Origin of the sequence: Fibrobacter sp. UWR2 (assembly GCF_002210285.1) — a bacterium.
Taxonomy (GTDB): Bacteria; Fibrobacterota; Fibrobacteria; order Fibrobacterales; family Fibrobacteraceae; genus Fibrobacter.
Genome location: NZ_MWQE01000001.1, coordinates 89,695 through 116,524, shown reverse-complemented (window position 1 = coordinate 116,524; position 26,830 = coordinate 89,695). Strand labels below are relative to the sequence as shown.

16 protein-coding genes and 1 tRNA gene are annotated in these 26,830 nt (G+C 54.2%); 5 read left to right on the top strand and 12 right to left on the bottom strand.

The genetic code is table 11. The features are described 5' to 3' along the window. Positions 1–43 precede the first annotated feature (43 nt). On the top strand, positions 44–1,552 hold the full coding sequence (locus B7994_RS00435) for a bifunctional indole-3-glycerol phosphate synthase/phosphoribosylanthranilate isomerase (RefSeq protein WP_088636521.1): 1,509 nt from the start codon (positions 44–46) through the stop codon (positions 1,550–1,552). A 97-nt stretch (positions 1,553–1,649) separates the two neighbouring features. On the opposite strand, the gene B7994_RS00430 is transcribed toward B7994_RS00435, so the two are convergent. The 5 genes from B7994_RS00430 to B7994_RS00410 form a co-directional block, all read right to left on the bottom strand. Then, positions 1,650–3,491 carry a carbohydrate-binding protein gene (locus tag B7994_RS00430; protein WP_233142904.1) on the bottom strand — a complete coding sequence of 614 codons (1,842 nt, stop codon included), beginning with the start codon at positions 3,489–3,491 and terminating at the stop codon, positions 1,650–1,652. Positions 3,492–3,624: 133 nt separating this feature from the next. Then, the gene (locus B7994_RS00425; RefSeq protein ID WP_088636520.1) at positions 3,625–5,136 is read right to left on the bottom strand and encodes a carbohydrate binding domain-containing protein; all 1,512 of its coding nucleotides are present in this window, start codon (positions 5,134–5,136) and stop codon (positions 3,625–3,627) included. Positions 5,137–5,237: 101 nt separating this feature from the next. Further along, on the bottom strand, positions 5,238–7,574 hold the full coding sequence (locus tag B7994_RS00420; RefSeq protein ID WP_088636519.1) for a family 43 glycosylhydrolase: 2,337 nt from the start codon (positions 7,572–7,574) through the stop codon (positions 5,238–5,240). Between the two features lie 257 nt (positions 7,575–7,831). Beyond that, positions 7,832–9,475 (bottom strand): sialate O-acetylesterase, encoded by a 1,644-nt coding sequence (locus tag B7994_RS00415; protein ID WP_088636518.1) that lies wholly within the window; start codon positions 9,473–9,475, stop codon positions 7,832–7,834. Between the two features lie 177 nt (positions 9,476–9,652). Then, on the bottom strand, positions 9,653–12,457 hold the full coding sequence (locus B7994_RS00410) for a TIGR02171 family protein (protein ID WP_158213028.1): 2,805 nt from the start codon (positions 12,455–12,457) through the stop codon (positions 9,653–9,655). Between the two features lie 57 nt (positions 12,458–12,514). Here B7994_RS00410 and B7994_RS14005 point away from each other — a divergent pair, with 57 nt between their 5' ends. Continuing rightward, complete coding sequence (locus tag B7994_RS14005) at positions 12,515–12,964, top strand: hypothetical protein (protein ID WP_158213027.1); 450 nt, start codon at positions 12,515–12,517, stop codon at positions 12,962–12,964. A 9-nt stretch (positions 12,965–12,973) separates the two neighbouring features. Here B7994_RS14005 and dacB read toward each other — a convergent pair whose 3' ends face one another. Genes dacB through aroA form a run of 3 tightly spaced genes read right to left on the bottom strand, consistent with a single transcriptional unit; the run spans position 12,974 to position 18,084 of the window. Beyond that, a complete protein-coding gene (gene dacB / locus B7994_RS00405) occupies positions 12,974–15,148 on the bottom strand; it encodes a D-alanyl-D-alanine carboxypeptidase/D-alanyl-D-alanine-endopeptidase (protein WP_233142903.1) in 2,175 nt (724 codons plus the stop codon). An 18-nt stretch (positions 15,149–15,166) separates the two neighbouring features. Continuing rightward, positions 15,167–16,762, bottom strand: a complete 1,596-nt coding sequence (locus B7994_RS00400) for an extracellular solute-binding protein (protein ID WP_158213026.1) — start codon at positions 16,760–16,762, stop codon at positions 15,167–15,169. Between the two features lie 8 nt (positions 16,763–16,770). Then, positions 16,771–18,084, bottom strand: coding sequence for a 3-phosphoshikimate 1-carboxyvinyltransferase (gene aroA / locus B7994_RS00395; protein WP_088636515.1), 1,314 nt, complete (start codon positions 18,082–18,084; stop codon positions 16,771–16,773). A gap of 92 nt (positions 18,085–18,176) precedes the next feature. Between aroA and B7994_RS00390 the strand changes: the two genes are divergently transcribed. After that, positions 18,177–18,941 carry an acyl-[acyl-carrier-protein] thioesterase gene (locus B7994_RS00390; protein WP_088636514.1) on the top strand — a complete coding sequence of 255 codons (765 nt, stop codon included), beginning with the start codon at positions 18,177–18,179 and terminating at the stop codon, positions 18,939–18,941. A gap of 3 nt (positions 18,942–18,944) precedes the next feature. Here B7994_RS00390 and B7994_RS00385 read toward each other — a convergent pair whose 3' ends face one another. Then, positions 18,945–19,895 carry a ComEC/Rec2 family competence protein gene (locus B7994_RS00385; protein WP_233142902.1) on the bottom strand — a complete coding sequence of 317 codons (951 nt, stop codon included), beginning with the start codon at positions 19,893–19,895 and terminating at the stop codon, positions 18,945–18,947. A gap of 65 nt (positions 19,896–19,960) precedes the next feature. Here B7994_RS00385 and B7994_RS00380 point away from each other — a divergent pair, with 65 nt between their 5' ends. Together B7994_RS00380 and B7994_RS00375 are read left to right on the top strand one after the other, a co-directional pair. Further along, on the top strand, positions 19,961–20,323 hold the full coding sequence (locus tag B7994_RS00380) for a hypothetical protein (RefSeq protein WP_088636513.1): 363 nt from the start codon (positions 19,961–19,963) through the stop codon (positions 20,321–20,323). Positions 20,324–20,422: 99 nt separating this feature from the next. Next, positions 20,423–20,496, top strand: a tRNA-His gene (locus B7994_RS00375). 58 nt (positions 20,497–20,554) lie between these two features. Here B7994_RS00375 and B7994_RS14205 read toward each other — a convergent pair. Genes B7994_RS14205 through B7994_RS00360 form a run of 3 tightly spaced genes read right to left on the bottom strand, consistent with a single transcriptional unit; the run spans position 20,555 to position 26,705 of the window. Then, entirely contained in the window at positions 20,555–23,362 is a 2,808-nt protein-coding gene (locus B7994_RS14205) for a fibrobacter succinogenes major paralogous domain-containing protein (RefSeq protein ID WP_088636512.1), read from the bottom strand. A gap of 24 nt (positions 23,363–23,386) precedes the next feature. Further along, positions 23,387–25,852 (bottom strand): fibrobacter succinogenes major paralogous domain-containing protein, encoded by a 2,466-nt coding sequence (locus B7994_RS00365; RefSeq protein WP_233142901.1) that lies wholly within the window; start codon positions 25,850–25,852, stop codon positions 23,387–23,389. Beyond that, positions 25,842–26,705 (bottom strand): TIGR02147 family protein, encoded by an 864-nt coding sequence (locus tag B7994_RS00360; protein WP_088637184.1) that lies wholly within the window; start codon positions 26,703–26,705, stop codon positions 25,842–25,844. The genes B7994_RS00365 and B7994_RS00360 overlap by 11 nt, the downstream gene beginning before the upstream one ends. Positions 26,706–26,830: the final 125 nt, after the last annotated feature.

The following is a 26,830-nucleotide window of genomic DNA, read 5'->3' as shown; positions in this document are numbered from 1 at the left end:
CCCGCGCAGGCGGGTATCTCCTTTCATTTTGAAGTACAAAAACATGAGCGAAGATATTCTTGCGAAGATAGTGCGGATGCGCAAAGCCGACATCGAACGGCTTGGGCTTAACTTTGGCATCGACATTCCGGAAAAGCGCCGCGTAGGCCATACGGAATTCCTCGGCAATGCGGGTGCGATTCTCGAAGTCAAGCGCGCATCGCCATCGAAGGGCGATATCGCTCCGGACTTGGACCCGGTAAGGCTCGCGACGACATACGCCGAAGCGCATGCCCAGGCGGTTTCGGTGCTGACCGAAGGCAATTTCTTTAAAGGCTCGCTCCGCGACTTGATTGCGGTTGCAGACCTGATGGAAAAGCGCCGCCAGCAGGGGCTACACGCCTGCGCCGTGCTCCGCAAGGATTTCTTGCTCTACGAAGACGAAATCAACATCGCCTACCGTTGCGGCGCCGATGCCGTCCTTTTGATTGCACGCATCCTAGATGACGAGCAACTTGTGAAGATGGCAAAGCGCGCGCAGTCTTACGACATGCAGGCGTTTGTCGAAGTCCGCGAAAAGGATGACTTCCGCAAGTTGCAAATCGTGACGGAAGCCCTCGGAGACGGCGCCGCAAAGACGATTGTCGCAGGCGTGAACTCGCGCGACCTCGCCACGTTCCATACGGACCCGCTGGTACCGGCATCGGTTCGCAGCAAGCTCCCGGCAAAGGCGGTTTTCGAATCGGGAATCCTCACGCCGGCTGATGCCGACTATGCACGTAGCCTCGGGTTTACAGGAATCCTCGTAGGCGAAGCTGTAGCCAAGAATCCTCCGCTTGCCAAGGAAGTCGTGAACGCATTCGAAAGCGGGCGCGAAAATGCGAAGGGCAAGTTCTGGAAAAAATTTGCCGAACGCAAATTTGGACGACAAGATGTGCGCCGCCCGTTGGTCAAAATCTGCGGCATCACGCGCGAAGAAGACGGCATGCTTGCCGCCGAACTCGGAGCCGACATGCTCGGGTTTGTTTTCAGCACCACAAAGCGTCTCACGACCGAAAGCTTCGTGCGCAGTTTCGCCACAAAACTTCGCACATCTAACGCAAACAAAAACGGTCCGCTCCTCGTCGGCGTCATTACCGACCCGAATTCCGAAGAAGGCAAGACCGCCATCCGGCTTGCACAGGAAGGCATCTTGGATGCAGTCCAGTTCCACGGAATCGCGCCATCAGCAGCCGACACCAACCTCGCCCACTACTGCGCCGCCCGAGTGGGCGAATCCGCAGACTTCGAGCAAGTTGCTTCCCTCCGCAAGAGCGGAGAACCCCGCATCTTGCTGGATGCTAAGGTAGAAGGCATTCCCGGCGGTACCGGCAAGACCATTCCCGAAACACTGCTGCGCGAAAAAGCAGGCGATTTGCCGCTCTGGCTTGCAGGCGGCATCAACCCCGAAAATGCCGCAACCCTCATCAACAAGTTCCAGCCTGAACTCATCGACGTTTCCAGCGGTGTCGAAGACGCTCCCGGAATCAAGAATCACGACAAGATGCGCGCCTTGTTCTCATGCATTGATTAGTGATTCCGATATTCGTCCGGCTGCTTGATGCATATAAAAAATACCCCGCTAGCAATAGCGGGGCGTTTTGTTCTTGTTAGGAGGAGAACTTTTTAGATTAACGCAGGCGATGACCGGTCAGGTCAAATCGCATACCGTTCTTTTCAATGAACGCCTGGTTACCCTTAACGCGGAGACGAGCCGTAGAGGCATCGCGTACCTTGGCCGGAGCCACCACGCCAATCGAAGTCGGATCTTCGCATTTTTCCTTTTCGCAGAATTCGATGTAGTCGATGTCCATCCAGTCGCCGGTGACCGTAAAGCGGAGGATATGTTCGCCCTCCGTCAAACTCACATCGGTTTCGACCACATTGTATTCATCGTAATTGTCTTCGCCAGTGGTTGCCTGCGGCACAGAAATTTCTTCGGTAATGTCCTTACCGTCCATAGAAAGCTTGAAACTCGAAGTATTGTTTGCCGAAGCCACAGCAGCCTTCATGGTGTAAGTTCCAGTTGAGGCGACCTTTACGGTGTACTCGAGCCATTCGCCAGCCTGATTGTAGCCCACAATGTATCCGGTTGCCTTCTTGTAGATATCGACACCGGTACCCGGGCGGTAGCTCGTGCCACCATTGGTTTCAGCACCATGGTCATCGGTATCGTTTTCGTTGTAGGTGGTGTTGCCCTGACCCACGCCGTTAATGTCGAAATCTTCCATCTCGATCTTGCCCGGAATGGCGAAAGCCTCACCCTTGAACAGTCCGCGAGGAACCGGCTTGAGAACCAAGCGGAGCAATGCAGAACCGTGAGCAGGAAGTTCTATAGATACGTGGGAAACCGGTCCCAAATCCTTCTTTTTCCAAGCATCGCGGACTTCCACTTCACCTTCTACGCCAATGTCTGCAAAGTTGCATTCCACAGTCTGAGTAGAGTTGTTGTTATTGAGGAGTGCCACGGCAAGGTCGCCATTCTTCAAGGGCTTGGTCCAAACCTGCTTGCCTTGCTTGTCAGAGATGCGGTGGCCCTGAACGCCCAGGGAATCCTGGTTGATGGCAATCATGTCCTTGTTCAGGTACAGTTCCTTGGTCTCGTTGCTCATGTTGCGCACGTCAGAACTGATCATGATGGGAGCGGCCATGATGGACCACATCGTCATCTGGGAGCGTTGTTCTTCGTAAGAGAGGCCCCTGTTGCCGACTTCGAGCATGTCCGGGTCATTCCAGTGGCCGGGCTTTGCAATTTGCCAATACTTGTTGTTGGCATCGATAATTTCGTAGACGCCGCGGTACCAGGAGGTAGAAATCCATTCGGGACCGATATCGAAAGTGGTGCGCCAGAGGTTAGCGATTTTGGGCATCCAGTCCTTGTATTCCCACATGCAAATGCTGAACACGATATCGCGTCCGGAATTGCGAAGGGCCTTGGACATGGCGGTGTAATCTTTTTCCTGGGTGCTCGGGTCGGAATCGCAGTTATCGTACTTCCAGTAGTCCACGCCCCATTCGGCGAGTTTCTTGGCATCCTGTTCTTCGCGGCCATTGGAACCGCTTTCACTTTGCCAGTTGCTGTTGTAATGGTGGCAGGTACGCTTGCCGCGGTCGCCGTAAAGGCCGAACTTGAGGCCCTTCGCATGCACGTAATCGGCAATGGCCTTCATGCCGCTCGGGAAAGTCTTCGGGTTGTTCTGGAGGTTGCCTTGCGCATCACGCTTGGTGTCCATCCAGTTATCGTCGAGGTTCAGGTAAATGTAGCCCGCGTCTTTCAAGCCGGAATTGACCATCGCGTCGGCGATTTCCTGAATCTGCTTTTCGTTAATGTTTTCGTGGAATACGTTCCAGCTGTTCCATCCCAGCGGGGGCGTAAGCACCAAACTATCCGGGTGCGCGAAAGCCTGAGAGGCCATACCCAAAAAGGCAAGGGCAACAGCCCCGCCAAGCGAGTTCTTTTTTAATCCAAACATCTTCATCTCCACTTTTTTGATTTGCTGATTTAAAAATACTCTCCAAAATGGGCAAAATACCCGCCATAACAGAAGGCGCCATTGATTATTTATCAATGGCGCACTATGAGAAAATTGGCGATTTCAGCGGTTTTTAGCGGGAAACGGGCACCAGGAACGATTTTTCGCCCTTCAGGCCACGCAGGAGGTAAACTCCCTTCGTGTAACCCGCGCGCAGGAGTGTCTCTGCCTCGGTCGCATCTTGCAATTCGACCGTCCCGAGCCTGTGTCCGCGCAGGTCGAACACGGCATACGATGCCGGCTGTTCGCGCACAAACTGCACCCCGCGCAGAGCGGTTTTTCCCGTATCGGCAGGGGCATCCGTCTTCACGATTTTTACGTTGTCGAGCGTGAGCATGCCGGTAGCGGCGCCCGCATTGAAGCTCAGGCGGCTATTCGTATCGGTCGCGGCCGTCATCTGGAACTGGAACGTAAACGTCTTCGATGTAGTCCCAATTTCAAAATTTTGCTTCTCCGTAAGGTAGGAATCCCACGGGTCGTTGTGCTGTTCCACGTTCACCTCGAGCGTACGGGCAGCCCCCGCACTCGCGTCAAAGCTGATTTCATACCACTGGCCCTTTTCTAGGTGCAAGTCGTGCTGGATCAGTTGCACCTGGTAGTTCTGCGTGCCGATTGCCGAGATATCGAGCTGGTACTTGCCATCCTTCGCCTCACCCACTGCACTCGCATCGCCATGCAGCTGCAAGTCCCAGGCCACCGCGCTGGAATCGAAACCGCCGTTAAAAATGCTGTCGCGGTTGGTCGGCACCACAATCGCAGGGGCCGGAGGCGTAATGCTGGAACCGTCGAGCGAGTAGTTCTTCACGAAGTTCCAGATTTCCACGCTCGTATTGACACTGACAGCCTCGTCCATGGAATACCAGTGGCCCTTGCCTTCAATAGTCAGCAAGCGAACTTCCACGTTGTCGGTGCAGCCGCTCCAGATTTCGAGGGAAGCGGCAGAGCCCGGCTTTGTCGAGGGATACGGTTTGATCTTCTGCGAATTGCTAGAACACTTTTGCGCGTTGACCCAGCCCTTGAGGGTATTCACGGTGCTGTTGTAGTTCACCACGTCGTCGCTCGTGCCGTGCGTATGCATAATCGGCATGGCGCGCTTGGGCGAGTTCACGCCACCGCCACCCGAAACGGGCGCGATGGCTGCAATCATGTCGCCCATCTTGTTTGCCGCATGGTAGCTCATCATACCGCCCATCGAGAAGCCCGATACGTAAACGCGGTTCTTGTCGATGCCATACCTGCTGTACATCTCATTGATGATTGCCTTCAGGAAATTGATATCCTTGTCACCACCGATATCCCAGGCCTTGTTCTCACCATTCGGGAACACCACCACGAAGCGTGCCGTATCGGCAATCGATTCCCACTTGGCAGCGTTCTGCTGGTATGGCGCATCCTGGTTCATACCGTGCATCTGAATGATGAGCGGGCGGCCCTTCTCGATATTTTTCGGGGCATACACGTTCATCGTACGGTTAGCACCGTTCACGTTTAGGTTGTCAGCAAAAACCGGGGCCACCGCGATTGTCGCGGCAGCCAGCGCGAAGGCAGAGAGGGCCTTCGCAGAGAGAGATCTGCGTCCAAACATCTGTTCTCCTTTTTGAACATTTTACACCAATCTAAAGATATATACGAAAAACCCCCGCAACCATGTGCGGGGGAAATAAAGCATTATCAAATTGTTAAAGACTACTTTGTAACTAGAACGCGGCGAGTCAGTCCATTCTGGCCACGGATAAGGTACACGCCCTTCTCGGAAACCATCGCGCGGACCTTGGACTGAACCTCGTATGTACTGACCGCATCCACGGAGCCCACGAGCGTACCGTTCAGGGAGAACACGCGGTAGGTCTGCACGCCCTGCACATCGAAACGGACATTCTTTACGATACCTGTCGGGTCAATAGGTTCAGGGTCCGTAGCATTAGCACCCTTCACGAATGTAAAGTAGTCGATGTCAAGCCAGGCGCCAACAACCGTAAAGCGGAGCACGTGTTCGCCTGCAGGGAGCGTTACATTGGCCTTCACCTTGTTATAATCGTCGTAGTTGTCTTCACCGGAACTTGCTGCCGGCACCGCGATTTCTTCAGTAATGTCCTCGCCATCTAGGGAAAGTTTGAAGCTCGAAGTGGATCCAGCCGCAGCGACAGCCGCAAACATGGTGTACTCGCCCGCTTCCTTGATATTCACGGTATATTCGAGCCAGTCGCCTTCGCTATTGTAGCCCACAACGACGCCAGTTGCCTTTTCGTAGAGGTCCACGCCAGTGCCTTCGCGGTAGTTGCTCGTTCCGTGATTTTCGGAATCGCCATCATAGTAAGAGGAGCCATCCTTGCCCTTGCCCGGCACATCGAAATTCTCGGCTTCGATCTTGCCTGGGAGCGAAATTGCGGGGCAGTTCTCGCCAGCGGCACAGAACGGAGTCTGGGGAACAGGTTCCGAGCTGGCACCATCGAGATAGATTTCATCGTTCACGTCGACACCGACCTTGAACCAGTCAAAGTCCGCATAGCCGCCGGCAGTCTTTGTCGCAAAGTTGAAGAGGCCCCAGCGTACGCCCACGAACATGTGGAGGTCGTAATTGAGTTTCACGTCGCTACCGATCTTGGTCCAAGAGTTACCATCGGTGCTGTAGTAGAAGTATGCGGTACCGCGGTCAACCGGAATGTCGAAATCAATTCGCAGGTAAACCTTGGAACCCGAAATCGCCTTGCTATCCTTCAGGCTTTCACCGTCCTTATTCCCGGTGTACATCACCACCTTGTAGCTGCCGCCATCTTTAGCAAGCGCCACAAAGCCCTTGTCATCTTGCAGGGCAACGAGGCCAGCCATATCGCCATCCTTCATGCCGGTGCCATCGACAAGCGTACGGCCGGAGCTCTTGGGGCCAAAGGAGCGCTGGGTCAGCGTGTTCTTTGCATTCACCACGCGACTATCGGTGCGGCCCGTAGTAATGCGGTAGAAGCCCGGATTTGCAGACAAACTCCAGTTCTTGTTATCGGGGTTATGGTTGAACTGCCATTCAAGAGCAAGTTCACTAGATTCGAAATCATCGCTGGTGACCATGCCGTAGCCCGGGAGCGGGGATTCCGGCAGGTCAATCGTAGAGGGAGCCTTGCTTCCGCTGGTCGGAACCGGCCAGCCGTCCTTCCATTCCATCGGGACCAGGTGCGACATACGGCCAACCGGGCCGGAATCGCGGAACAACAGGGCATACCACTTGCCTTCGGGAGTATCGAAAATGCCGCCCTGCGCAACACCGTTATCGGAGAGGAAATACCTTCCGCTAAATCCGGAGAGCAGGCTCTTGGAACGGTAAACAATTTCGCTACGGCTCTTGCCGGCCGGCCAAGAAATCGTGAACAGGTAGTATTCGCCGTTCACCTTTTCCATGTGCGAGCCTTCCTGCTGCACGTAATAGTTGCTAGTGCCAGTCACCTGGTTCACGCTCACGCCGCCGAGCTTACCGCTCTTGCCACCGGCCTTCACGCCGCTCGCATCGTCGTTCAGCTGCACGTAGCTGATCTGGTCGCCACTGCCGTAGAACACCCAAACGGTACCGTCGTCATCGAAGAACAGGGACGGATCGTGATAGAACGGGAGCTGCACTTCGCTCCACTGGCCGCTTTCCACATCGGCGGTCTTGTAAAGGTGCGTCTTGTTCGTGGTGTAAGACGGCGTCAATACGTAGAAGAACCCCTTGTGGTAACGGATGCTCGATGCCCAGGAACCCTTGCCGTAGGCGTCCTTGCCGCCGTTCAAGTTCATGTTGTCGTTATTGGTGAGGGTCTGGTAGGCATAGCCCACCGTGCGCCACTGCGCAAGGTCGGTGCTCTTGAAGACAGGCACGCCAGGCGCAAAGTGCATGGTCGTTGTCACCATGTAGTAGGCGTCGTCAACGCGGACAATGGAAGGGTCCGGGCTATCGACGAACATAATCGGGTTATTGACTGTGACTGCTGCGGCAACGCCAGCAGAAATCATCGTAGCGCACGCTACGCGGGCCAGTAAACGGAAACATCCCATACAGAAACTCCTTTTTGCGCAGGGCACCACCCCTGCACAATTCCATAACCTAAAAATACCTCTAGAAGAGCCCTTTTTATATACTTTAGAGCTGCTTTTTATGGACTTTTTGTCAATAGGGATAGCGCAAAAAAACAAGGCCCCGGCATGACCGGAGCCTTTTTTGATGCGATTATTGAATTACCTAGCCGTAAATGAACCCAAGGGTAACAGCGACAACAATAAAGAACGCAATCTGCTTAACGATGATAAATTCGCTATTTCTCATTGATGACCACCTTTTTCATTTGCTGCTTTGAGGTTCCTGGGTTAGAAACTACAAAATATACGCCCTTAGAGGCAATGTTGTGCATCACACTATTTTTCACTTTTGCCACTGCCTCGTTCATATTTTTTGCTTGCATGCTGAAAATCACACGTCCCTGCAGGTCAACGACCGCGAAATTGGACTCCGTTTCAGTCGCATGCGACACAAAGGCGGGCTTGACAAAGGAGGGGGGCTCATCGGGGTCGGTAGCGTCCTTGCCCTTCACGAAGGTGAAGTAGTCCACATCGAACCAGGAGGCCGTCACCGTCATCCTCAGGATATGCTCGCCCGCGGGGAGCGTCACGTTCGCCTGGACCTTGCTAAAGTCATCGAATGTGCCCGCCACATCGGTTTTTGAGGCAAGGAGCGCATCCGTAATATTTTCTCCGTCAATGGAAAGCTGGAAGGCGGATGTCGCGTTATCCGTCGCCACAGCGGCAAACATCGTGTAGTCGCCCGCTTCCTTCACATTCACGGTATACTCGAGCCACTCGCCTTCCTGGTTGTAGCCCACCACATAGCCCGTAGCCTTCTTGTAGATATCGACACCCGTGCCTTCGCGGTAGCTCTTGCCTCCGTTGCTTTCGGCACCATGGTCATCGGAATCGTTTTCCTTGTAGGAATCGTTGCCGCTACCCTTGCCCGGAACGTCGAAGTTTCCGGCCTCGATCTTGCCCGGGAGTTCAACCACCGTGCCGCCAAACGGAGTCTGCGGTTCGGGTTCCACCGGTTCGACATTGATAAGCTTGAGCATCTGCTGGGCGTAGCGTTCGCCCATGCCGCGGTAGCCTTCCACCGTAAAGTGCAGGCCGTCGCCCTTGCTGCCGTAGCCCGCGGAACTCGCCACACCAAAGTTCGCAATGTAGTTGGAAAGCCCGCGTACGCGGCTGCTAAAGCCCGCACACGAACCGCCGTCCACCATTTCGCCCGCGACAAACGGAGTCTCTTCGGCGTTCAAACCAAGCTGGGTAAGCATGTATTCGTAGGTCTTCTTGACCTTGCCTTCCCACACGCCCTGGCCCATACCGCCGTCGGTTTCGCCCTGGTGGAAGATAATGCCCTTGATAACGCCCTTTTCTTGGGCCTTCTTGGCAACGTCAATGATGCGCTTCATGGCATTACCATCGTTACCGTAAGCCTTGGCGCTGTTCTGCAGCCAGCTCTCTGCCGTACTCAGATAAGCCTTGTAGTCATCCGGGTCAAACAGGCGAATGCTGGTACCGCCCACGGCCACCGGAATAATGCCGATGGTGATGTCCGGGAGGGAATCGGCCATATGGCGGCCGAACCAGTCAGCCACAGAAAGGCCCTGGTTACACTTGAACATCGGCGGAATAGCCGGGTAGACCTCACCGACCGTGGGGCGCCCGAGATTGCTGCACTCCGTCGTCGCAAACATCTTCACGCGGGGATGTTCCTTCTTGTCGACATCGGTAAAGTTCGTCGCGTTGCCTTCCATGTTGGACTGGCCATACGCAATGTAAATGTGGAAGTTAGGGTCCGGAGCAGCCTGCGAAAGCGTCGGTACAAGCAGTGCACCGCCAATAAGCCCGCACGCAACCGTCAGGACCTGGGAGAATTTTTTCACATCCATATCACACCTCTTGTGTTACCCTAAAAGTATCCCGAAAAACACGGAAGGTCACGTAAAGGCATTTTTTTACCGTGGACAAATCGTCAAAAAAAACAGAGGCGACTTTCATAAAAGTCGCCTTTTTTCCATTTTTCGTCACTTTTTGTTTACAAAAAGCGCTTCAAGGTATCTTTTCATTTACTTAAGGGTCCGGAGAACCGAATCTACCTTGGCCGTCATCTTGACCGCCCCGGGATATGCGAGATGGTCCTTGTCGTTGCTCATTTCACCCAGGAAATCGTGGTTCCCCATCTTGTTCTCGTCCATGAAGATGAAGTTCGGGTGTTCCTTGCTCAGGTCTGCTATTCCCTGCAACAACGCGGGAGCCTCGCTGCGGCGCGGGCCGTAACGCCCGAACGAGCCCGTCTTCTGGAAGTTCGGATTCTGCGGAAACACGATACCGATAACATATATGCCCTTGCTTTCGGCCAGTTCTATGATTTCCACAAGGTGTCCCAGCGCCTCATAGTAGTTGTCCGAGGCAAAATCCATCCAGGTGCTATCGTATTCCACGACAGGCAGGTCTTCCCAGGGTTTCGCATTGAACCGCACATAGCCCATCTCGTCACGGAAATAGCCCGCATAGAAATCCGACCCGAACGAAGACTGCACCACCTCGGCCAGGCCGGTAGGGACGCTGTCTTGCCAGAAGTTATGATTTGCGTCGTACACATAGCCCGGATATTTCTTGTACTCATTGTAGAAGAAGTTGTAGTCGCTCCGCTCACTATGGAACCACAGGTCAATATCCAGCGATACGACGAGGTACTTGAGATTCTTCACATGCGGGAGAATATAGTTCTCGAACAGGTACTTGGAACCATAGACCATGTTGGGCACATTTGCCATGTTTATAACAAAGTAATCGTCACTGAACAAGGCCGGCACAAGGCCTTCGAGCGGGCGCGACGACCCGACGATAGCCACGTTCGCGCTGTCCTTATACGTCCAGAGGAGTTCCAGCTTGTAACGCATCATGTAGGGAGCCTCACCCGCACCGAGCGCGCAGTACACGCCCGCGCTATCGAGATCCAGATCCGTCTGGAGAGCACTGCCCGCTTCTTGAGTCCAGAGGGCAGGATGCCAGATTTCTTCGCCTTCCAGGAGGACAATCATGCTAGAATCCGAGACATCCACCAGCAAGACCCAACCGTGCCTGCCTTCGGCATTTGTAATCGAGGTCACCACAAGTTTTTCGTCGGAACGCATTGTGGCATCGTGCACCCATTCCGTATGGTCAAACGCGTAACCTGGAGACATCCCGATGGATTCAATCAGATTGCCGGTGCTATCGGCAATAAGCAGGCGTTCATGCGTGCCATAGTCCTGCCCGACAAAGGTACGGCCCGTTTGCCCACCAAAATCCAAGAACAACGTGCGGTTACTGCCATCGCGCGCGAGGCTTGCATTGCATGCCTGCTCGCCACCATACCATACCGTATCGACAAATGCGCCCGTGCTGTCCGTGATATGAGCCCGCAGTCTCGTGGAACCCGTAACGGCAAACTTGCCATCGCGACTTACGCCACCATGGTACGCCCCGTCAAAGAGTTTCTGCGGTACGCCAAAGCCGTTATTTGCAAATTGCACCTGCCACGTAGACTGCGAAAGGAACGTCGCGTCATCCTTGTTGTTTGCCGCAGAAGTCACAAAGACTATTACCGTATCGCCCGAATCCAGCACACGCCAGCGCGGGATTGCGGCACCATCTACATCGAGCTTTACGATATAGCTCCAGATGGCATCGAGACTACGCACGTATATATGCGACTTGGCATCAACACCCTCGATTCCTGTACAGAATGCGACATACTTGCCATCGGGCGAAATATCCGGATGATATACCTCCAGCGTGTCGACAATTTCTTCGACGTTCGGGACCCCGCTGGAGTAGTCGATGTACGCAAGATTCCCCGTCAGGTCGTTCCTGAAGGCGAGTTTTACGTTGTACGAACCCGTCTTCCCGCGAAGCTTTGCGGCAGTAGACATGACGACAAAGCGGCTGTTCCCCGCATTGCCCTTGTCATTCATCCATACGGCATCGGGAATGGCGCCTATCGCGAGGCGGAATCCGACATATTCGGCATGAGTAGAGGACGTCACCGTGTACACGTCACCACGGGAATACCTCTGCATTCCATTTGCCGGCATGCGGAACGAACCGCCCTTCACGATGCGCTTGCCCTGATGACCGCCATCGGGCGCGCCCGCAAAATTCACAAGCGAAGTATCGCGCAGGTTCGCATACCAGTCGTTCACCCACTCCATCACGTTACCGGCCATATCGCAGACAGCCGCCTGCAGGGCGGCAGAACACACACCATGGGGTTTGTCGTCGGAATTTTCTGCGCTCCACACATGTTGCACGTCCCAATGCCAGCGGGCGACATACATCCACTCCGCCTCGGTGGGGAGGCGAATCCCGTTGGACTGCGGATCAAACGCATAGCCTTCCAAGTAGGTGCAGTGGCCCAGGTTATCCTTCACCATCGAGGAATACCTGTAGGCGGTATCCAGACCCTGCGAAATACTCCTTGCGTTTGCGAAAAGCACCGCATCGTAGAACGTCACATCGGTCACAGGCAAGGAATCGCTTTCGCATGCAGGCACAAACCCTCGACCTTCCATCACCGACTTGTATTCACCGCAAGTCACCTCATGTTTCGAGAGCCAAAAATCGTAGTTTAATTTTACCAGCATACGCGGGCGTTCGCCGGCAGGGACTGTCGCAAGGTCAGACCCGAGATACACGGAATCGCCGGCAGCGTTAAACTTTACGAATCCGGGATTTTCAGAGAGCGAATCTTCAGGTGGTTCAAATGGCTGCGGGGGTCTAGAGGAAACTTCGTCCGAACACCCGATAACAGCAGCAAAAGCAAGCAGAACGAGCAGTGGAATCCTGCAAGCACGGGCAACATCTTTTATGGAACATTTATAAAACATCGCTAATTTTCTCTTTCCCATTCCACCTTCATATCTGCAAATATATATTTTTTCAGCATGCCCACCGAAGCCATCGAATCGCTCATCAAGAAACTTTCCCCGCTCATGGAGGAAGATTCCGAAATATTCCGCGAACTTGCGGTATTTTTTGGCGACAACTCGAAGGTTCAAACGCACCGGGACGATCTTTCGAAATTCCTGGGCCGCAAGCGGCTTTATCAAGTGCTGCGTTTTACGGGCGAAAGCTACAAGGACTGCGTGTACCAACTCGTAGACGACCATCCTGAATCGATGGAAGCGCTCGGCATGTTGCGCTACTACACTTCGCCGAGCAAAAAGATTGACTGGGAACAGATCGAGCATGCCGAAATCGCGCTCGGCAAGGAGCTCACCACAAACGCCTACGGCTGGATGCCCGACGCCTGGACCGCATTCGAAGGCACCGAGGATAGCTCAGAAAAATCGCCTAGCCTCGTAGCCATTCTCGCATTCGATTACGGCGATTAACCGCACGCGCTACTGCGGAATGAATTCAAATAAAGTTATTCCCGGAAGTTTGCCCTTTCGGCTGTCCAGGTAATCGGCAAGGGACATGTCCACCACCTGCTTGCGCTGCGAAGACGCATGGCGGAGTCGCGGCGCTTCGCCCGGCTTGAACACGACAAACCCGGTATGGCTTGCATCGTACTTTTCGGCCTTCGAAATAAAGGCGACGCCCATAACCTTCAGCGTATCGGACCGCGTTTCCTTGGCCCACTTGCGGGCCTTTTCACAAGGCAGGTAGCGGATTTGTACCTTCGGGTCATCGGCAGGTTTGCCGTCGACCAGGTACTTCATCTTTTTCGACTTGAAGAATTCCTTCTTCGCAATGGTGCGCTCCATGAGCGTATCGCCTTCTACGGGCTTGATGCGGGCGAACTTGCCCTCGCCCAGCCAGTCGACAATCATGTAATGCTTGCGCGTGCGGTAATTGATTTTCCCGTCGATGTAGCGGATACGCTGCAACATGTTGAACAGGGAATCTTCGTTCACTGCGTTCGCCATCGCAAGCACGTGCTCTACGTAGGTAACGCAATCCACGGAATCCAGGTACACCATCGGTTTCTGCTCTACGGTATCGATATGGCCCTCACCCATCTTGCCCAGGCCATATGGCGTTTTCATGAGCCTTCTGGAGAAATACTCCAGGCGGGCATCAAGGCCCTTCACTTCAATGCCCTCGCGCCACATATCCTTCATGCGCAGTAGCGACGGGTAGCCGTTATTCGCCCATTCCACAAGCGCTATCCACACAGAATCCATCGTGTTCTTGCAATCGGCATCCTTGTTTTTGCCCGTCTGGTTCAGGTACATCGCTACAGAAAGCGTGTCGCCCGCCATCGTGAAGATGTAGCCCGCAAGCCCGTGGACTTCGGCAATGTAGCCCGTCTTGAAGCGCGTAAACCAGGGGTACAGAAGCGTCTGCATGCGCTTGCTGCCCGAACCGATACGCGGGCTCGCAAACGAATTGATGTAGTACTCGCCCTTCGGGTGGCGCGCCATCTTGGCAAGCATCTGCGTTTCGACAGACGGTTTTAGTTTGTTCTTAGCAGCAAGCCCGCAACCGTCGTAAACTTCGAACCCGCTGGAATCAAGCCCCATTTCGGCGAGGAACCGTCGTTCAAGCTTCTTGCCGTTTTCTACACTGCCCACGCCGTACATGTAGGCTGCCGCATTGCGGAACAGCGTTTCGGCATGCAGGTTTTGGCTCCGCTGGTTGATTTCGTCCATCACGCTCAGCAGGGGCGCAGAGGAGAAAGAGAACTGCCTCATCTTCTCGCCAGAAGAGGCGACGGCGACCTCGTTCAAGATAAGCCCGCGGTCACGGAAGGCCTTCAAGAGCGCCGCACGGAAATAACCGAGGGCTCCGCGCACAGGAATCACGAACTGCGTCGAATCCGTCTCGATATCGAACTCGCCTTCGATGGTCACCACGGGTGCGACCGGGTCGAGAGCGCGGTTCCACTTGAGTTTCTGCTTGCGGCCACGCTTATTGCGGGGGGCCGTCTTCGTAATGAGTTTATTCACGACCTTCACGTAACCCACATCGGGCACCACCGATACGCGCACCGTATCGTCTTCTGCACCAGGCTTAATGCGGATTACCGTGCAGTTATCGTTAAACTGCAGGGGCGTCACTTCGGCACCGTAGTAGTAGTCAAAAAAATCGCTGCGCCAGTGTTCGGGCTTCCAGGGCGGAGTAAAGAAGTTCGTGTCGAGCACGATGCGCCCGCGCACGGTATCGATTCCAAGAGACTTGATGGAATCCGCCATTGCGTAAAGTACGAGCATCGGGTCGGTATAATAGCGGGCCGAAATGTTCGGATCACCTTCGCCACGCACGTTCACCTCGCCGGTAAACACATTGCGCTTTTGAGTCCCGAGCAAGGAAACCTTTGTCTGCGGGGCATAATCAAGCGGCAAAAAATGTAGCGCCGTCGCCGTCGAAAGCGTCTTCATCGTGCTTGCAGGCGTAAAATAGTCGTTCGCATTCACGTTCAAAAGTTCGGCACCCGTGCTCACCGAACGCACCGAAAGCCCGAACTTCACTTCGGGTATAACGGAATCAATATAGGCCTGGTAAGGTGCGAAATCAAACCCCGCAAGGAGCGGCGCTATCGCAAACAAAAGAACAACAACAAACCTACGCAAGAACCCCAACCCAACCACTCACTTTTTGCGACGAACAATGTAGGTTATCAAGCCAATAGGAACAATGATTGCGGCAAGAATAACTAGAACGACAAAAGCGTCTATCAAATGCCACAAATGCACCGAAGCCGCTGACGGCTCGAACTTCAAGTCTTCGGGCATGATTTCCGGGATGTCCGCAGCAAGCGCTTTTTCAACACGCTTAATAGCGCCAACTTCATCGAGCGCGCTATCGTTGCGGAGAATTCCGTTTACATCCTTGTGCGCCTTCACCAAAAGTTTTGCAATATCACGATTGCGAACCTCGGCATTTGCATTTGTAGAAAGCGTCGCGCCGATATCATTGGCAAGCAGGTTCAACACGCCTTCAATTTCGCCCCATTCAGGAATGTTCGGAAAGCTCTTGCCTGTTTCGAGGCTCTTGATAATCTGCGAATAGCGACGGTCCTGGTTCCAGATGCTAATGAGCCCGCGATCCGAAGGCAAGAACCCGACCGCACGGCAGAAGGCATCAATGTTATCGGCGCGAACCAAATAGGCCAGCAGGTTTTCTGCAGCATGGAACCGCACTGAATCGTCATGTACAGGTAAGGCGAGATGGCTCCCGCCCACAAACGTAGAACGGGAGTACGGGCCCTCGGGGCCAGACAGAATCATGATGCCGTCATCCGCGATAGCGCTCGACCGGAGACCGCCGACATCTGCAGGGTACTCCAGCTGACGCACCAATTCCGATGTTCCATAATGGATAAGCAGTTCGGAATTCACGAACCGCGCCGCGTTCTGAGCCGAATTCTCCGAAAGGCTTAGAGGAGCAAGTTCCTCGTCACCTAGAATCTTCACGTACACGGCAAAGCCCGCAAGTGTCAGGGAATCCAGCAGGCTACTCTTGCACTTTCCCTCGTCGCACTTCAAGAAATCACCGCCAAATCCCCACACGAAGGGCGCCATCTGTTGCGGTCCAGTCCAGTCGTCCTTGCCAGGGAGCGCGAACGCGGCGACACGCTTCATTTCAGAATTCTTCAGTTCACCACGATTGATTGCGCGGAGGGCCCCGAGGAACTTGGTAAAGTCATTGATATCGCTATCCTGGATATCAAGCGTATGCCAGAGCCATTCATTTGCGAAAAGGGTGCGCACGTCCAGGAACCACGGGAACGAATACACATCCGCCTGGCCCGCGATGCGGCTCGCCTTGAACGCTTCCGTATAGAAACGAGAGGAATCAATTTGCGTAAGGAGCGTATCGAGTGTGCGGAGTTTACCGACCGAGGCAAAATGCGGAACCCATGTGGAGCCCAACTGCAGTACGTCGGGGAAGTCGGGAACGGAATCCGGATTGGCAAAAGCATCGGAGATGACCGAGTAGGCATTACCCCAGTTCAGTACGCGCACTTCGACAGGGATGCCCGTATCGCGTTTGAATTTTTTCACCAGCTTGTGTACAGCCTTCTGTGAACCAATCCCGTTATCCATGACCCACAGATTAAGCGGACCCGACCAGGGAGCGCTCTGCAGTACCGGCTCTGCATGCACAGGATTTTCAAAGAGTACAACAGCGGCAACCAGCATGGCAAGCAGGCCGCGCTCCGAATGCCGCATAATCTTTTCCATCACGTCCATCATTTTGCGAGCTTGCTGAAATCCTCGAAAAAGTTCGGATAAGTCTTGTTCACGCACGCAGGGTCAAGAATCTTGATAGGCACACCACCAAGGGACACGAGACTGAAGCACATGGCCATGCGGTGGTCGTTGTAGGTTTCAATAGTTGCAGGCTGCAATACTTCGGGAGGCGTCACCGTGATGCTGTCCATGGACTCGCGCACCGTAGCACCCACCTTGCGCAATTCCGCAGCCATCGCCGCGATGCGGTCGGTTTCCTTCACGCGCCAACTTGCGATACCGGTAATCGTCATCGGGGCATCTGCGAACAGGGCGAGCACCGCGACCGTCATCGCGGCATCAGGAATTTCAACCGCATTGAATTCCCCGAGGCTCCTGAGTTTGCCCTTCGGGCCTTCGCATTCGATAAACTCGTTGCCCCAGGTAATTTTTGCGCCCATGCTTTCTAGCACCTTCGCAAACTGTGCATCACCCTGCGTGCTACACTTACCCACACCCACGACCTTCACCTTCCCGCCGGTAATGGCGGCAGCGGCAAGCGGATAACTGGCCGAACTCGCATCGCCCTCGACAAAGAAGTCACCTGGAGTCTTGAACACGCCATGCGGCACATCAAAACGATACGGCTGCGATGCCGGCCACGAGACTTCTACGCCAAAGCGCGTCATCACGGCAAGCGTAAGCCTGATGTAGGGCTCAGAAATCAGTTCGCCATCCACGTGTATTTTCAGCGGAGCCTTGCAGTACGGGGCACAGACCAGAAGCGCCGTGAGGTACTGGCTCGAGATATTGCCACGCACATGCACTTCTCCGCCCTCGAGCCCGGATGCATCGATGCGGAGCGGCGGATATCCCTCCGTTTCGAGGTATTCAATCTTTGCGCCAAGCGTAAGCAACGCGTCTACAAGGTCGCGTATCGGACGTTCGCTCATGCGTTCTTCGCCCGTAAGCGTAAACTGGCCCTTCCCAAGCGAAAGCGCGGCCGTAAGCGAGCGCATCGCCGTACCCGCGTTGCCGAGGAACAGGTCCACGGCGCCATCCACCGCTATAGGCTTGCCGCTCCCTTCCACTACCGCCTCGGAATAGTCATCCGAAAAATCAATGCGCACGCCCAACTTCTGCAGGGCCTCGCCCATGTAGCGCGTATCGTCGCTCTTGAGCAGGTTATGCAGGCGGGTTTCCCCTTGCGCAAGGGCCGCAATCAAAAAGGCCCTGTTGGTAATGCTCTTGGAACCCGGGAGGCGGACCTCGCCATTAAACGATGTAAAAGCCGGTAACTGAATAAAAGAAGGGCGGAACTGAAAATCATCCATAATTCAAAATTATAAATTATTGAAAAGGCGGCGCACGGAGCGACGCAAAATCCGCTTAAATTCGACGACAACCGTAAAACGGCAGGTAGACCATGGAACAAGACATCACGACAAAGGAATTCGAAGTCCGCTTCTCGGACTGTGACCACCATAGCCGCCTAAAACTTTCGAACCTTTTCCTGTTCATGGAAGAGACTGCCATCGCCGATGCCGAAAAGAACGGATTCGGCCTCTGGAAGATGATGCAGGCAGGCTACACCACCGTCATCACGCGCTTCAAGATTCGCATTTTGCACACGCCCGTCTGGGGCGAAAAGATTGCAGTTTCGACCTGGGCAAAGGACATCATCAAGGATAAAGTCGTATTGAAGGACTATTCCATCGTCGATTCGCAGGGGCACTCTATCGCCCAGGCGACTTCGAGCTGGCTCCTGGTGAACCTCAAAACCGGCAGGTCCGAGAATCCCGCCGATTGCCCGTTCCCCATCCCGCTGTTCCCCGGCAAGAACGCGCTGCCCGAAATGATGGACATTCTCGACCCACAGATCGAGCCGAGGGTGGTATGCACGGAAACGGCCAAGTACAGCGACCTCGACATGAACAGGCACGTGAACCACTGCCGCTACGTGGACTGGGTCATGGACGCTCTCGATGCCGAAGAACTCAAGAGCCGCCGCATCCGTTCCATACAAATGAATTATCTTTCGCAGGTCCCGCTCGGGGGCAAGGTGAGCATCGTGCGGTTCAAGAACACGAACCACCACGCCTACATTTTCGGGATGAACGAGGTCGGCATGCAGCGCGACCCGCACGATGCGGAATGCCACTTCCAGGCACGCATCGGATTTGCGGACTAGTCGCTAGTCCCTGCCGGTAACCACACCGATATCAGGCCACAGTTCGAATTCCACTGTCCCATCGCGGTCGGTGCGGAAGAACCGCGCCGTATCCCCGAGCACAAGCCCAAGTTTGCGCAAGACCTCTTCGCGCGGGTGCCCGTAGCCATTACCCGCGCCGACACTTATCACAGCGTAATCCGGAGCAACCTGCGAAAGGAACCGGAGCGTACTGCTCCCCGCAGACCCGTGGTGACCCACCTGCAACAAGCCCGCGCCAAGCGTGGGGGAAAGTTCCAGCAGGCGGCGCTCGCCCGCAGAGTCCAGGTCGCCCGTCAGCAGCAGGGAGGCCGCCCCGAACTCCACCCGCAGAACAACGCTTGCAGGGTTCCCGCCCTCATGCACGTAGTCCGGCGGCCAGAGCACGTCGAACCGCGGGGCATCCCCGGCACCCGCGCAGTCACCACCCGCAATAGACCCGCAACCTGAAATCTGCCCGAGCGAGGATCCACGCACAAGCGTATCCACTGGGATGCCGAACCTGCGGGCCAACCCGAGCACGCTATCGCGCACGAAACCACCCGCGGTATCGGGCCCGACGTACAGGTGCTTCACGGCGACACGCGCCGTTTTGGAAGGCCCGCGCCCCGCAAGCTCCATGAACCCGCCCGCATGGTCCCTGTGGTTATGGCTCATCACCACCCATTCGAGCGTATCCACCCCGCGCACGACAAGCGAATCCACCACCCCCGCGGAATCCGGCCCCGTATCGTACATCGCGTACCGCCCGCCATTCTCGACCAGCACCGCGAGCCCCTGCCCCACGTCCAGGAACGAAACCCTCAGGGGCGCAGGCTCTGACGTGCCATCGTCCACCACAAAACTGCATGACGCCAGCACCAGCGAAAAGAACACGGTCAGGGCAAACACGACCGCCAGAATCCACTTTTTCATCGAAATTTCAGAGTATCTCATACCCTTAATACGGTTATCCCCCTCAAAATCAGCCAAAACCACACCATTTTTACTATCTTTTAGGCATGCAGTTACCCAAATACAAGAAAAAGAAGCGTATCAAGCTCAAAATCTGCCAGGAACCCGGCTGCGGACGCGAATTCTGGGGTCACCCGATTGCCAAGTACTGCGAACTGCACCGCGACATCAAGTTGCGCCAGAAGCAGAAGAAGAACGTGGAGAGCATCGAGTCCAAGAACATCGTCATCCGCCACAACTACACCGAATCCATGGACCTGATGTTCAAGTGCTGCCTCGAGGGGTGCAACGAACTCTTCTCCATCAAGATCTACCCGAAGCAGACCGTCTACCCGCGTTTCTGCAAGGAACACACGAACGACTTCAAGCGCGAGAACTTCATCCGCGTCATGCAGAAGAAAAACTCGTAAAATTAAAGCATCAGGCCAAAATCCGAGCCTTTTTACCAAAAAATTCACGCCATCCCTTGAAATTTGGGATGGCTTTTTTATATTTGGGCACGCTACATGGTGGATGTAGCTCAATTGGTTAGAGTCCCAGATTGTGATTCTGGATGTTGCCGGTTCGAGTCCGGTCATCCACCCGAAAAAAGGCCCCGCTAAAAAGCGGGGTCTTTTTCTTTGATAGTAGAACTCTTAAAATTAATCCTTCACGCAGCGGACAGAAAGTCCCTCGGGCTTGTATCTGTAGGTCAAGTCCGCATTTTCAACGTAGTAAGTCAAAGACATGGTATATACGGTGCCACTATCTTTCTCAGAAGAACTCCAGAAGTTCGTGAAGTAGCCCTTGTTGCGGTAATCGCCACCGGCGGTCCTGCTGTCAGCAGGCAGCGCAGCAAAGGAATAACCATCCGTTCCGTTGCCGTTACTTGTCCAACCGCTTGTCGATTTGAGCATCTTGCCCGCCGTCGACATTCCACCGACAGCGGCAAATAACGTTCCCCATTCCGTTTGCGTAGGCAAGTGCCAGCCCTCGGGGCATATGCCTCGCACCGAGCCCGTCGAATCGACGTTACAAGTCCTGTCATAACCGCACCCCTTTCCTTTCGTAGACCAAACACCCACACTATCCATCGCAACGGACCAGGTGTAAAGACGACCGTACATGGCACAGTTGTCTAAGGCATTGTCAAAGCACCAACTCGTAGAATCGGATTCGTAGGCTGCATAACTATAGGGGACATCAGTGTATGCATAGTTAAGATTCTCCGCCATCCAAGTCTGCGTACCAATGGTGACCGTCTTGTAGGTCTGGCCGTCGCGGGAATCGATCAAAGTTCCATATTCGCAATTGTCTTCGGTTTCAGTCTTGCATGGCGCCACCAAAGCAACCGAACTGGATGATGGGCTAGACACTTCGCTACTGCTGGACGCAGGAACAGCAATACCATCCTTCACGCAGCGGACAGAATTCCCGACGTTTTTCCGTTCGTCATTTATGCACCCTCTATCACATTTCATGTTATTATCCAGTGTCATTTTGTAGGCGTAGTCACTATAGTGATCAAAGGAACTCCAGAAGTCTGCTTCGTCGCCAGCGTGATTGAAACTGCCATTATAGTAACCAGCAGGCAACGCAGAAAAACCGGAAGAATCAGAGCCATTTCCATTTCCGGACCAACCGCTCTGGGATTTGAGAACCTTATTCTCATTTGACTGCCAACCCACAGACGTAAGCATAGCTACCCATTCATCATAGTTCGGCAAATGCCAACCATCGGGGCAAACACCCTGCACTTTCGCAGGCAGGGTACACGACTTGCCATAACCGCAATCCAGCGGCGCCTTTGCATCGTTCGCCAAGGCAACAGAGTCAATCGCTGCAGCCCAGGTATAAAGGCGGCCATACTTTACGCAATTGTCAGATTCATTATCGTAGCACCAAGATTTGTCTTTTAGACTCGCGGTCTTCGTGCTATCTGAATAATTGAGGTTCTCCGCCATCCACACCTGGTCGCCGATTTTCACAGTCTTGTAAACCTTGCCATCACGCAGGTCCTTGAGCGTATTTGCAGTCGCATCGTATTCACTACCCTTTACACAACGGACCGAGTGTCCGACATACGTGCGGCCGCTAATCAGGCGTACGGCAAAGGCATCTGCGAGCAAACGTATAGCGGCCGCATAGTTTCCGTACCCTACAGAGCTCCAAAAGCCTGCAGCTTCCCCCTCAAACATCTTGTTATCCCAGCCACCAGCAGGCAACACAGTGAAGCCGAAATCATCCGTACCATTGCCGTCACTATTCCAGCCACTCGTAGACTTGAGCATCGTGCCCGCAATCGAATCCCCACCAACCGCATCGAGCAGCGTTCTCCATTCCGCAGTATCAGGCAGGTGCCAGCCGCTAGGGCATGCATCCATTGCCGCACTCCATTCATAAAGGCGACCATACTTTGCACAGTATTTGGCAGAATCATTATAGCAGTAACTGGAATCCGTTTCAAAGTTCAGGTTTTCCGCCATCCACACCTGATCGCCGATTTTTACGGTTCTATAAGTCTGGCCGTCGCGGGAGTCCGTAAGTGTTCCTTCGGCAGGCTCAGAACTGCTGCTGGATCCTTCGCTGCTATCGCTGCTCAGGATAACGGTATCGCCGAAGGCTTCGATGTACTTCTCGAATGCGGGCACCACGTCGGCATAGCCCCAGCCCTCAATATTCTTGCGGATAGAATCGAGTGTTCCGTCGGCCGTAGCGGCAATCTGCCACTCTTCAATCGCGGCCTTTGTTTTACCATCGTTCCAGTCGCCCGTTTCCGCGAACGAGTCGGCAAACTTCTCGATGCGCTTTGCAAGGCCCGCATCGTCCGTTTCCGCCTGCATCAAGACGCTCACCGCAAGCAGCGCAGCATTGCCATCGCCGCTTTCATAGATGGTCAAGTCTTCAGAATTGTCAAAGTCACCCGCTATGCCGAACGCAGCAAACACTTCCTTTTCGGCCCGCACCTTCGCGTCTGCAAACTTCTTGCCCTTCTCAGTCACGAGGTACATCAGGCGTTCGTATTCCAGTTCCGTAAGCACGTTGATGTTCACGTTCTTGCGGTCCTTGAGGTCGGTCAGTGCGTGGAGCGTCAACTTTTCCGAAGACTTCTTTCCGGAAATTTCGTTGCGGTAGACACCCGTCACCTCGAACAGCGCGCACGTAGACTTGAGCGAGACATCCTCGACGGTAAAGTCGCCCTTGTCGCTCTTGACCTTACCCTCAAAAATTTCGTCCGTAAACTTGAGCGTCTTGCAGTCAATACCCTGCACCGTCACCGTAGCGCCCTTCACGAACGGGCCCTTCTGCGAAACGCCAGCCACATTCAGGTTGGCGATAATGCCGGCATCTTCCGTAGAACCGCCCGCAAAATCTGACCCGTCGTCGGAACACGCCCAGAACATGGCGCACACCGCAAGCATCCCGAGAGCAGCGCCCCACTTCATTACAGATTCCTTCATCGTGAACATATCTTGTTCTCCCTTTCCCTAAATTTAATCCTTTATGCAGCGGACGGAAAAACCGTAGTTCTTATAGCTGTCGAACAGGCCTGCACCCACGTCGTCGCCGCGATAGTACAAGTACATGCCGTAGGCGTAGCTGCTATCGTTCTCAGTAGCACTCCAAAAATAAGCATAGAGACCATCGAAGTCGAAGTTGGCATAGCTGTAACTGCGGCCGACGGACAACGCGGTGAACCCGAAAGCGTCCGTACCATTGCCATTACCATACCAACCGGTCTGGGACTTGAGAAGTGTGCCAGCCTTCCCTGACCCGCCTACAGCCGTGAACAGGGAATTCCATTCACCGTTATTTGGCAAGTGCCAGCCATCGGGACAGATTCCCTGAATTAAGGTCGCTGAGCCCGCCGAATCGAGGCCACATTCCTTGCCATAGCCGCAGTCCATCGTCTTGTCCGCATCGGTAGCAAGTTTCACCGAGTCGATGGCCGCAGCCCACGTATAAAAACGACCAGCCACATCACAGTGTTCTGCTTTATTGTTGTGGCACCAAGACCAATCGTATTTTGCATCGCCAGAACCACCCTGACCAGGGTCAAAGTTCAAGTTCTCTGCCATCCATACCTGGTCGCCAATTTTCACCGTCTTGTACTGCTTGTTGTCTCGGGTATCGATCATGGTGCCATAGTCAATATCAGGATTAAAACGACATTCCTTCGGCACATCCCAGTTCCAGTCCGTTTCGCCTTCCAAAAGCGCCGAGCAATTCATCTTGTCGTCGCCACTACTGGAACTTGACTCAGTTTCGCTAGAGTTCGGCTGCACTTCAACAGAACTGCTGGACACGCTTGTCTCGCCACTGCTCGACTGCGGTGTGACGCCGGAGCTGGATTCCAGAGCAGAAACGTCATCCTTCACGCAGCGAACGGAGAAACCGTCGGCCTTGATATCACTGGTAAAATTCACAACATTGTTACGGTACAAATACACTCGGTACGCATCGTTTTTATCCACCTGCGTAGAAGTATAGAACCCCGTGCTAACACCCTCATAGTAGGTAAAGGCAGACCCATAACGATCCATGTAGCCGGCAGGCAACGCCGAGAATCCATAAGCGTCCGTGCCGTTGCAGTTTTCTTCTTCACAATCTTGCCAGCCACTCGTTGACTTGAGCATTTTAGCCGCCACATCGAGGCCGCCAACCGCTGTCAATAGTTTTCCCCACTCTGTTGAATCAGGCAAATGCCAGCCCTCGGGACATGCTCCACGCACAGGATATGTCGGAGAGCACTCCCCAGTGTAACGGCAGTTCACACTGTTCGTAGACCATTTGCCTTCAGCATCCATCGCTCCTGCCCAGTTATAAAGACGTCCGTACTTGGAGCAATATTCAGCGGAATCGTGATAGCAACAACTATTCGCCGCATCAATATTCAAATTCTCCGCCATCCACACCTGGTCACCGATTTTCACAGTCTTGTACGTTTGGCCGTCGCGTTCATCCGTCAAGGTACCGTATTCGCAATTGTCTTCGGTTTCAGTCTTGCACGGAACCGCCAAAGTAACCGAACTGCTTGACAGATCCTCGACCGGAGTCGAGGATGACGACGGAAGGGAATCGCTGCTCAGGATGACAGTGTCGCCAAAGGCTTCCACATACTTCTCGAATGCGGGCACCACGTCGGCATAGCCCCAGCTTTCGACATTCTTGCGGATTGAATCGAGCGTTCCGTCGGCCGTAGCGGCCACCTGCCATTCTTCAATCGTGGCCTTCGTCTTGTCATCATTCCACTTGCCCGTTTCCGCAAACGAGTCGGCAAACTTTTCGATGCGCGTTGCAAGGCCCGCATCGTCCGTTTTCGCCTGCATCAAGACGCTCACGGCAAGCAGTGCCGCGTTTCCGTCGCCACTTTCATAGATGGTCAAGTCTTCAGAATTGCCGAAGTCGCCCTTGATGTCGAATGCCGCAAGCACTTCCTCTTCGGCCTGCGCCTTCGCTTCTGCGAACTTCTTGCCCTTCTCGGTCACAAGATACATCAGGCGTTCGTATTCCAGTTCGGTGAGCACGTTGATGTTCACATTCTTGCGGTCCTTCAAATCCGTCAGCGCATGGAGCGTCAGTCCTTCCGAAGATTCCTTGCCGGTAAATTCATTGCGGTATTTACCCGTCACCTCGAACAAGGCACATGTAGACTTGAGAGAGACCCCATCGATGGCAAAGTCGCCCTTGTCGCTCTTGACCTTGCCCTCGAAATGTTCATTCGTCAACTTCATCGTCTTGCAATCGATTCCCTGCACCGTGACCTCGGAACCCTTCACGAACGGGCCCTTCTGCGTCAAGCCAGCCACATTCAAGTTGGCGATGATGCCGGCATCTTCTGTAGAACCGCCCGCGACGCCCTTGTCGTCGGAACACGCCGTCAAAAAAGTCGACGCCAATGCCAACGACATTGCCCAAACAATGCCACCACGGAACATATCACTCAAGTTACTTTTCATCTCGTTCTACTCCCTTATTTTTTAAATCCTTTTTCTTTTCCAGGCGTTCACTCAACGGGAACAATTGCAGATTCATGCGGTACACCTGTTCAGTCTCGTCGTCTTCTGTGGCAATCGCCACGATGCGGCGGCGAAAATCCGCAATTTCCTTCCTGATGCGTTCATACGCATTGCGCGTAAGCCCGAGCGTAAGGCCCGACATATCGCGTTCCGAAAGCGGCAGGTCCAAGGCCTTCACCGCAAGCTCCCCCATCTGCCGCTGCATATCGCGGGCAGCCACCGGCACCGCATCCACGGAGACCATTGACACGGACTTTTCCGTCTGGTGGTAAACGCCGTTTTTGCCCTTCTTCAAAAGCTTCGCCTTCACCAAAAAATCGAGCGTCTCGGAAACCTCCGCCGCCGAAATCTTCGGCTTGCAGGCATGCGCAATCTCGAGCGGTTTCGCTCCAGGCATCTGCACCGCCAGCTCGCGGATAACCGGATTTTTCCACGACTTGAAATAATCGAATTCCTCGCTCCCGAGCACGCGCACCTTGTGCGCCCGCGCCAATGCGCAGCGTTCCTCGAAAGCGGCCCGTTTCGCCACATCGCTCTTGGCATGCGCATACGAGACCATCAGCACAAAGTAAGTGCTCTCGAAACCCGCGAGCCCCATGGCGTTCGCGACCGAGCCCGCCACGCCGATGCTCAGGTTCTTCTTGCCTTCGCACACATATTTCAGGTAAACCGGCGACGTGAACCCGGCATCGCGCGCAAACTCGCGCCACGTAAAGGCCGAACTGCGCTTGCGTTCATCGTAGTAGTCCTGGATGAACTTGCGGTAGTCCGTATATTCGACGATGTCCTTCATGAGCATAAATATAGGTTTTCACAACCCTTATAGAATACAAAATTAGCGTTTTTGAGCAAATTTTACCGCTTTTTGCCTTTTTAGCAAATTTTAGCATTTTGGAATACAAGCAACGTATCCCCAGA

Coding starts and splice junctions, on each gene's coding strand:
- B7994_RS00435 (WP_088636521.1), top strand. CDS start 44: ATGAGCGAAGATATTCTTGCGAAGATAGTGCGGATGCGCAAAGCCGAC.
- B7994_RS00430 (WP_233142904.1), bottom strand. CDS start 3,491: ATGTTTGGATTAAAAAAGAACTCGCTTGGCGGGGCTGTTGCCCTTGCC.
- B7994_RS00425 (WP_088636520.1), bottom strand. CDS start 5,136: ATGTTTGGACGCAGATCTCTCTCTGCGAAGGCCCTCTCTGCCTTCGCG.
- B7994_RS00420 (WP_088636519.1), bottom strand. CDS start 7,574: ATGGGATGTTTCCGTTTACTGGCCCGCGTAGCGTGCGCTACGATGATT.
- B7994_RS00415 (WP_088636518.1), bottom strand. CDS start 9,475: ATGGATGTGAAAAAATTCTCCCAGGTCCTGACGGTTGCGTGCGGGCTT.
- B7994_RS00410 (WP_158213028.1), bottom strand. CDS start 12,457: ATGTTTTATAAATGTTCCATAAAAGATGTTGCCCGTGCTTGCAGGATT.
- B7994_RS14005 (WP_158213027.1), top strand. CDS start 12,515: ATGCCCACCGAAGCCATCGAATCGCTCATCAAGAAACTTTCCCCGCTC.
- B7994_RS00400 (WP_158213026.1), bottom strand. CDS start 16,762: ATGGAAAAGATTATGCGGCATTCGGAGCGCGGCCTGCTTGCCATGCTG.
- aroA (WP_088636515.1), bottom strand. CDS start 18,084: ATGGATGATTTTCAGTTCCGCCCTTCTTTTATTCAGTTACCGGCTTTT.
- B7994_RS00390 (WP_088636514.1), top strand. CDS start 18,177: ATGGAACAAGACATCACGACAAAGGAATTCGAAGTCCGCTTCTCGGAC.
- B7994_RS00385 (WP_233142902.1), bottom strand. CDS start 19,895: ATGAGATACTCTGAAATTTCGATGAAAAAGTGGATTCTGGCGGTCGTG.
- B7994_RS00380 (WP_088636513.1), top strand. CDS start 19,961: ATGCAGTTACCCAAATACAAGAAAAAGAAGCGTATCAAGCTCAAAATC.
- B7994_RS14205 (WP_088636512.1), bottom strand. CDS start 23,362: ATGTTCACGATGAAGGAATCTGTAATGAAGTGGGGCGCTGCTCTCGGG.
- B7994_RS00365 (WP_233142901.1), bottom strand. CDS start 25,852: ATGAAAAGTAACTTGAGTGATATGTTCCGTGGTGGCATTGTTTGGGCA.
- B7994_RS00360 (WP_088637184.1), bottom strand. CDS start 26,705: ATGAAGGACATCGTCGAATATACGGACTACCGCAAGTTCATCCAGGAC.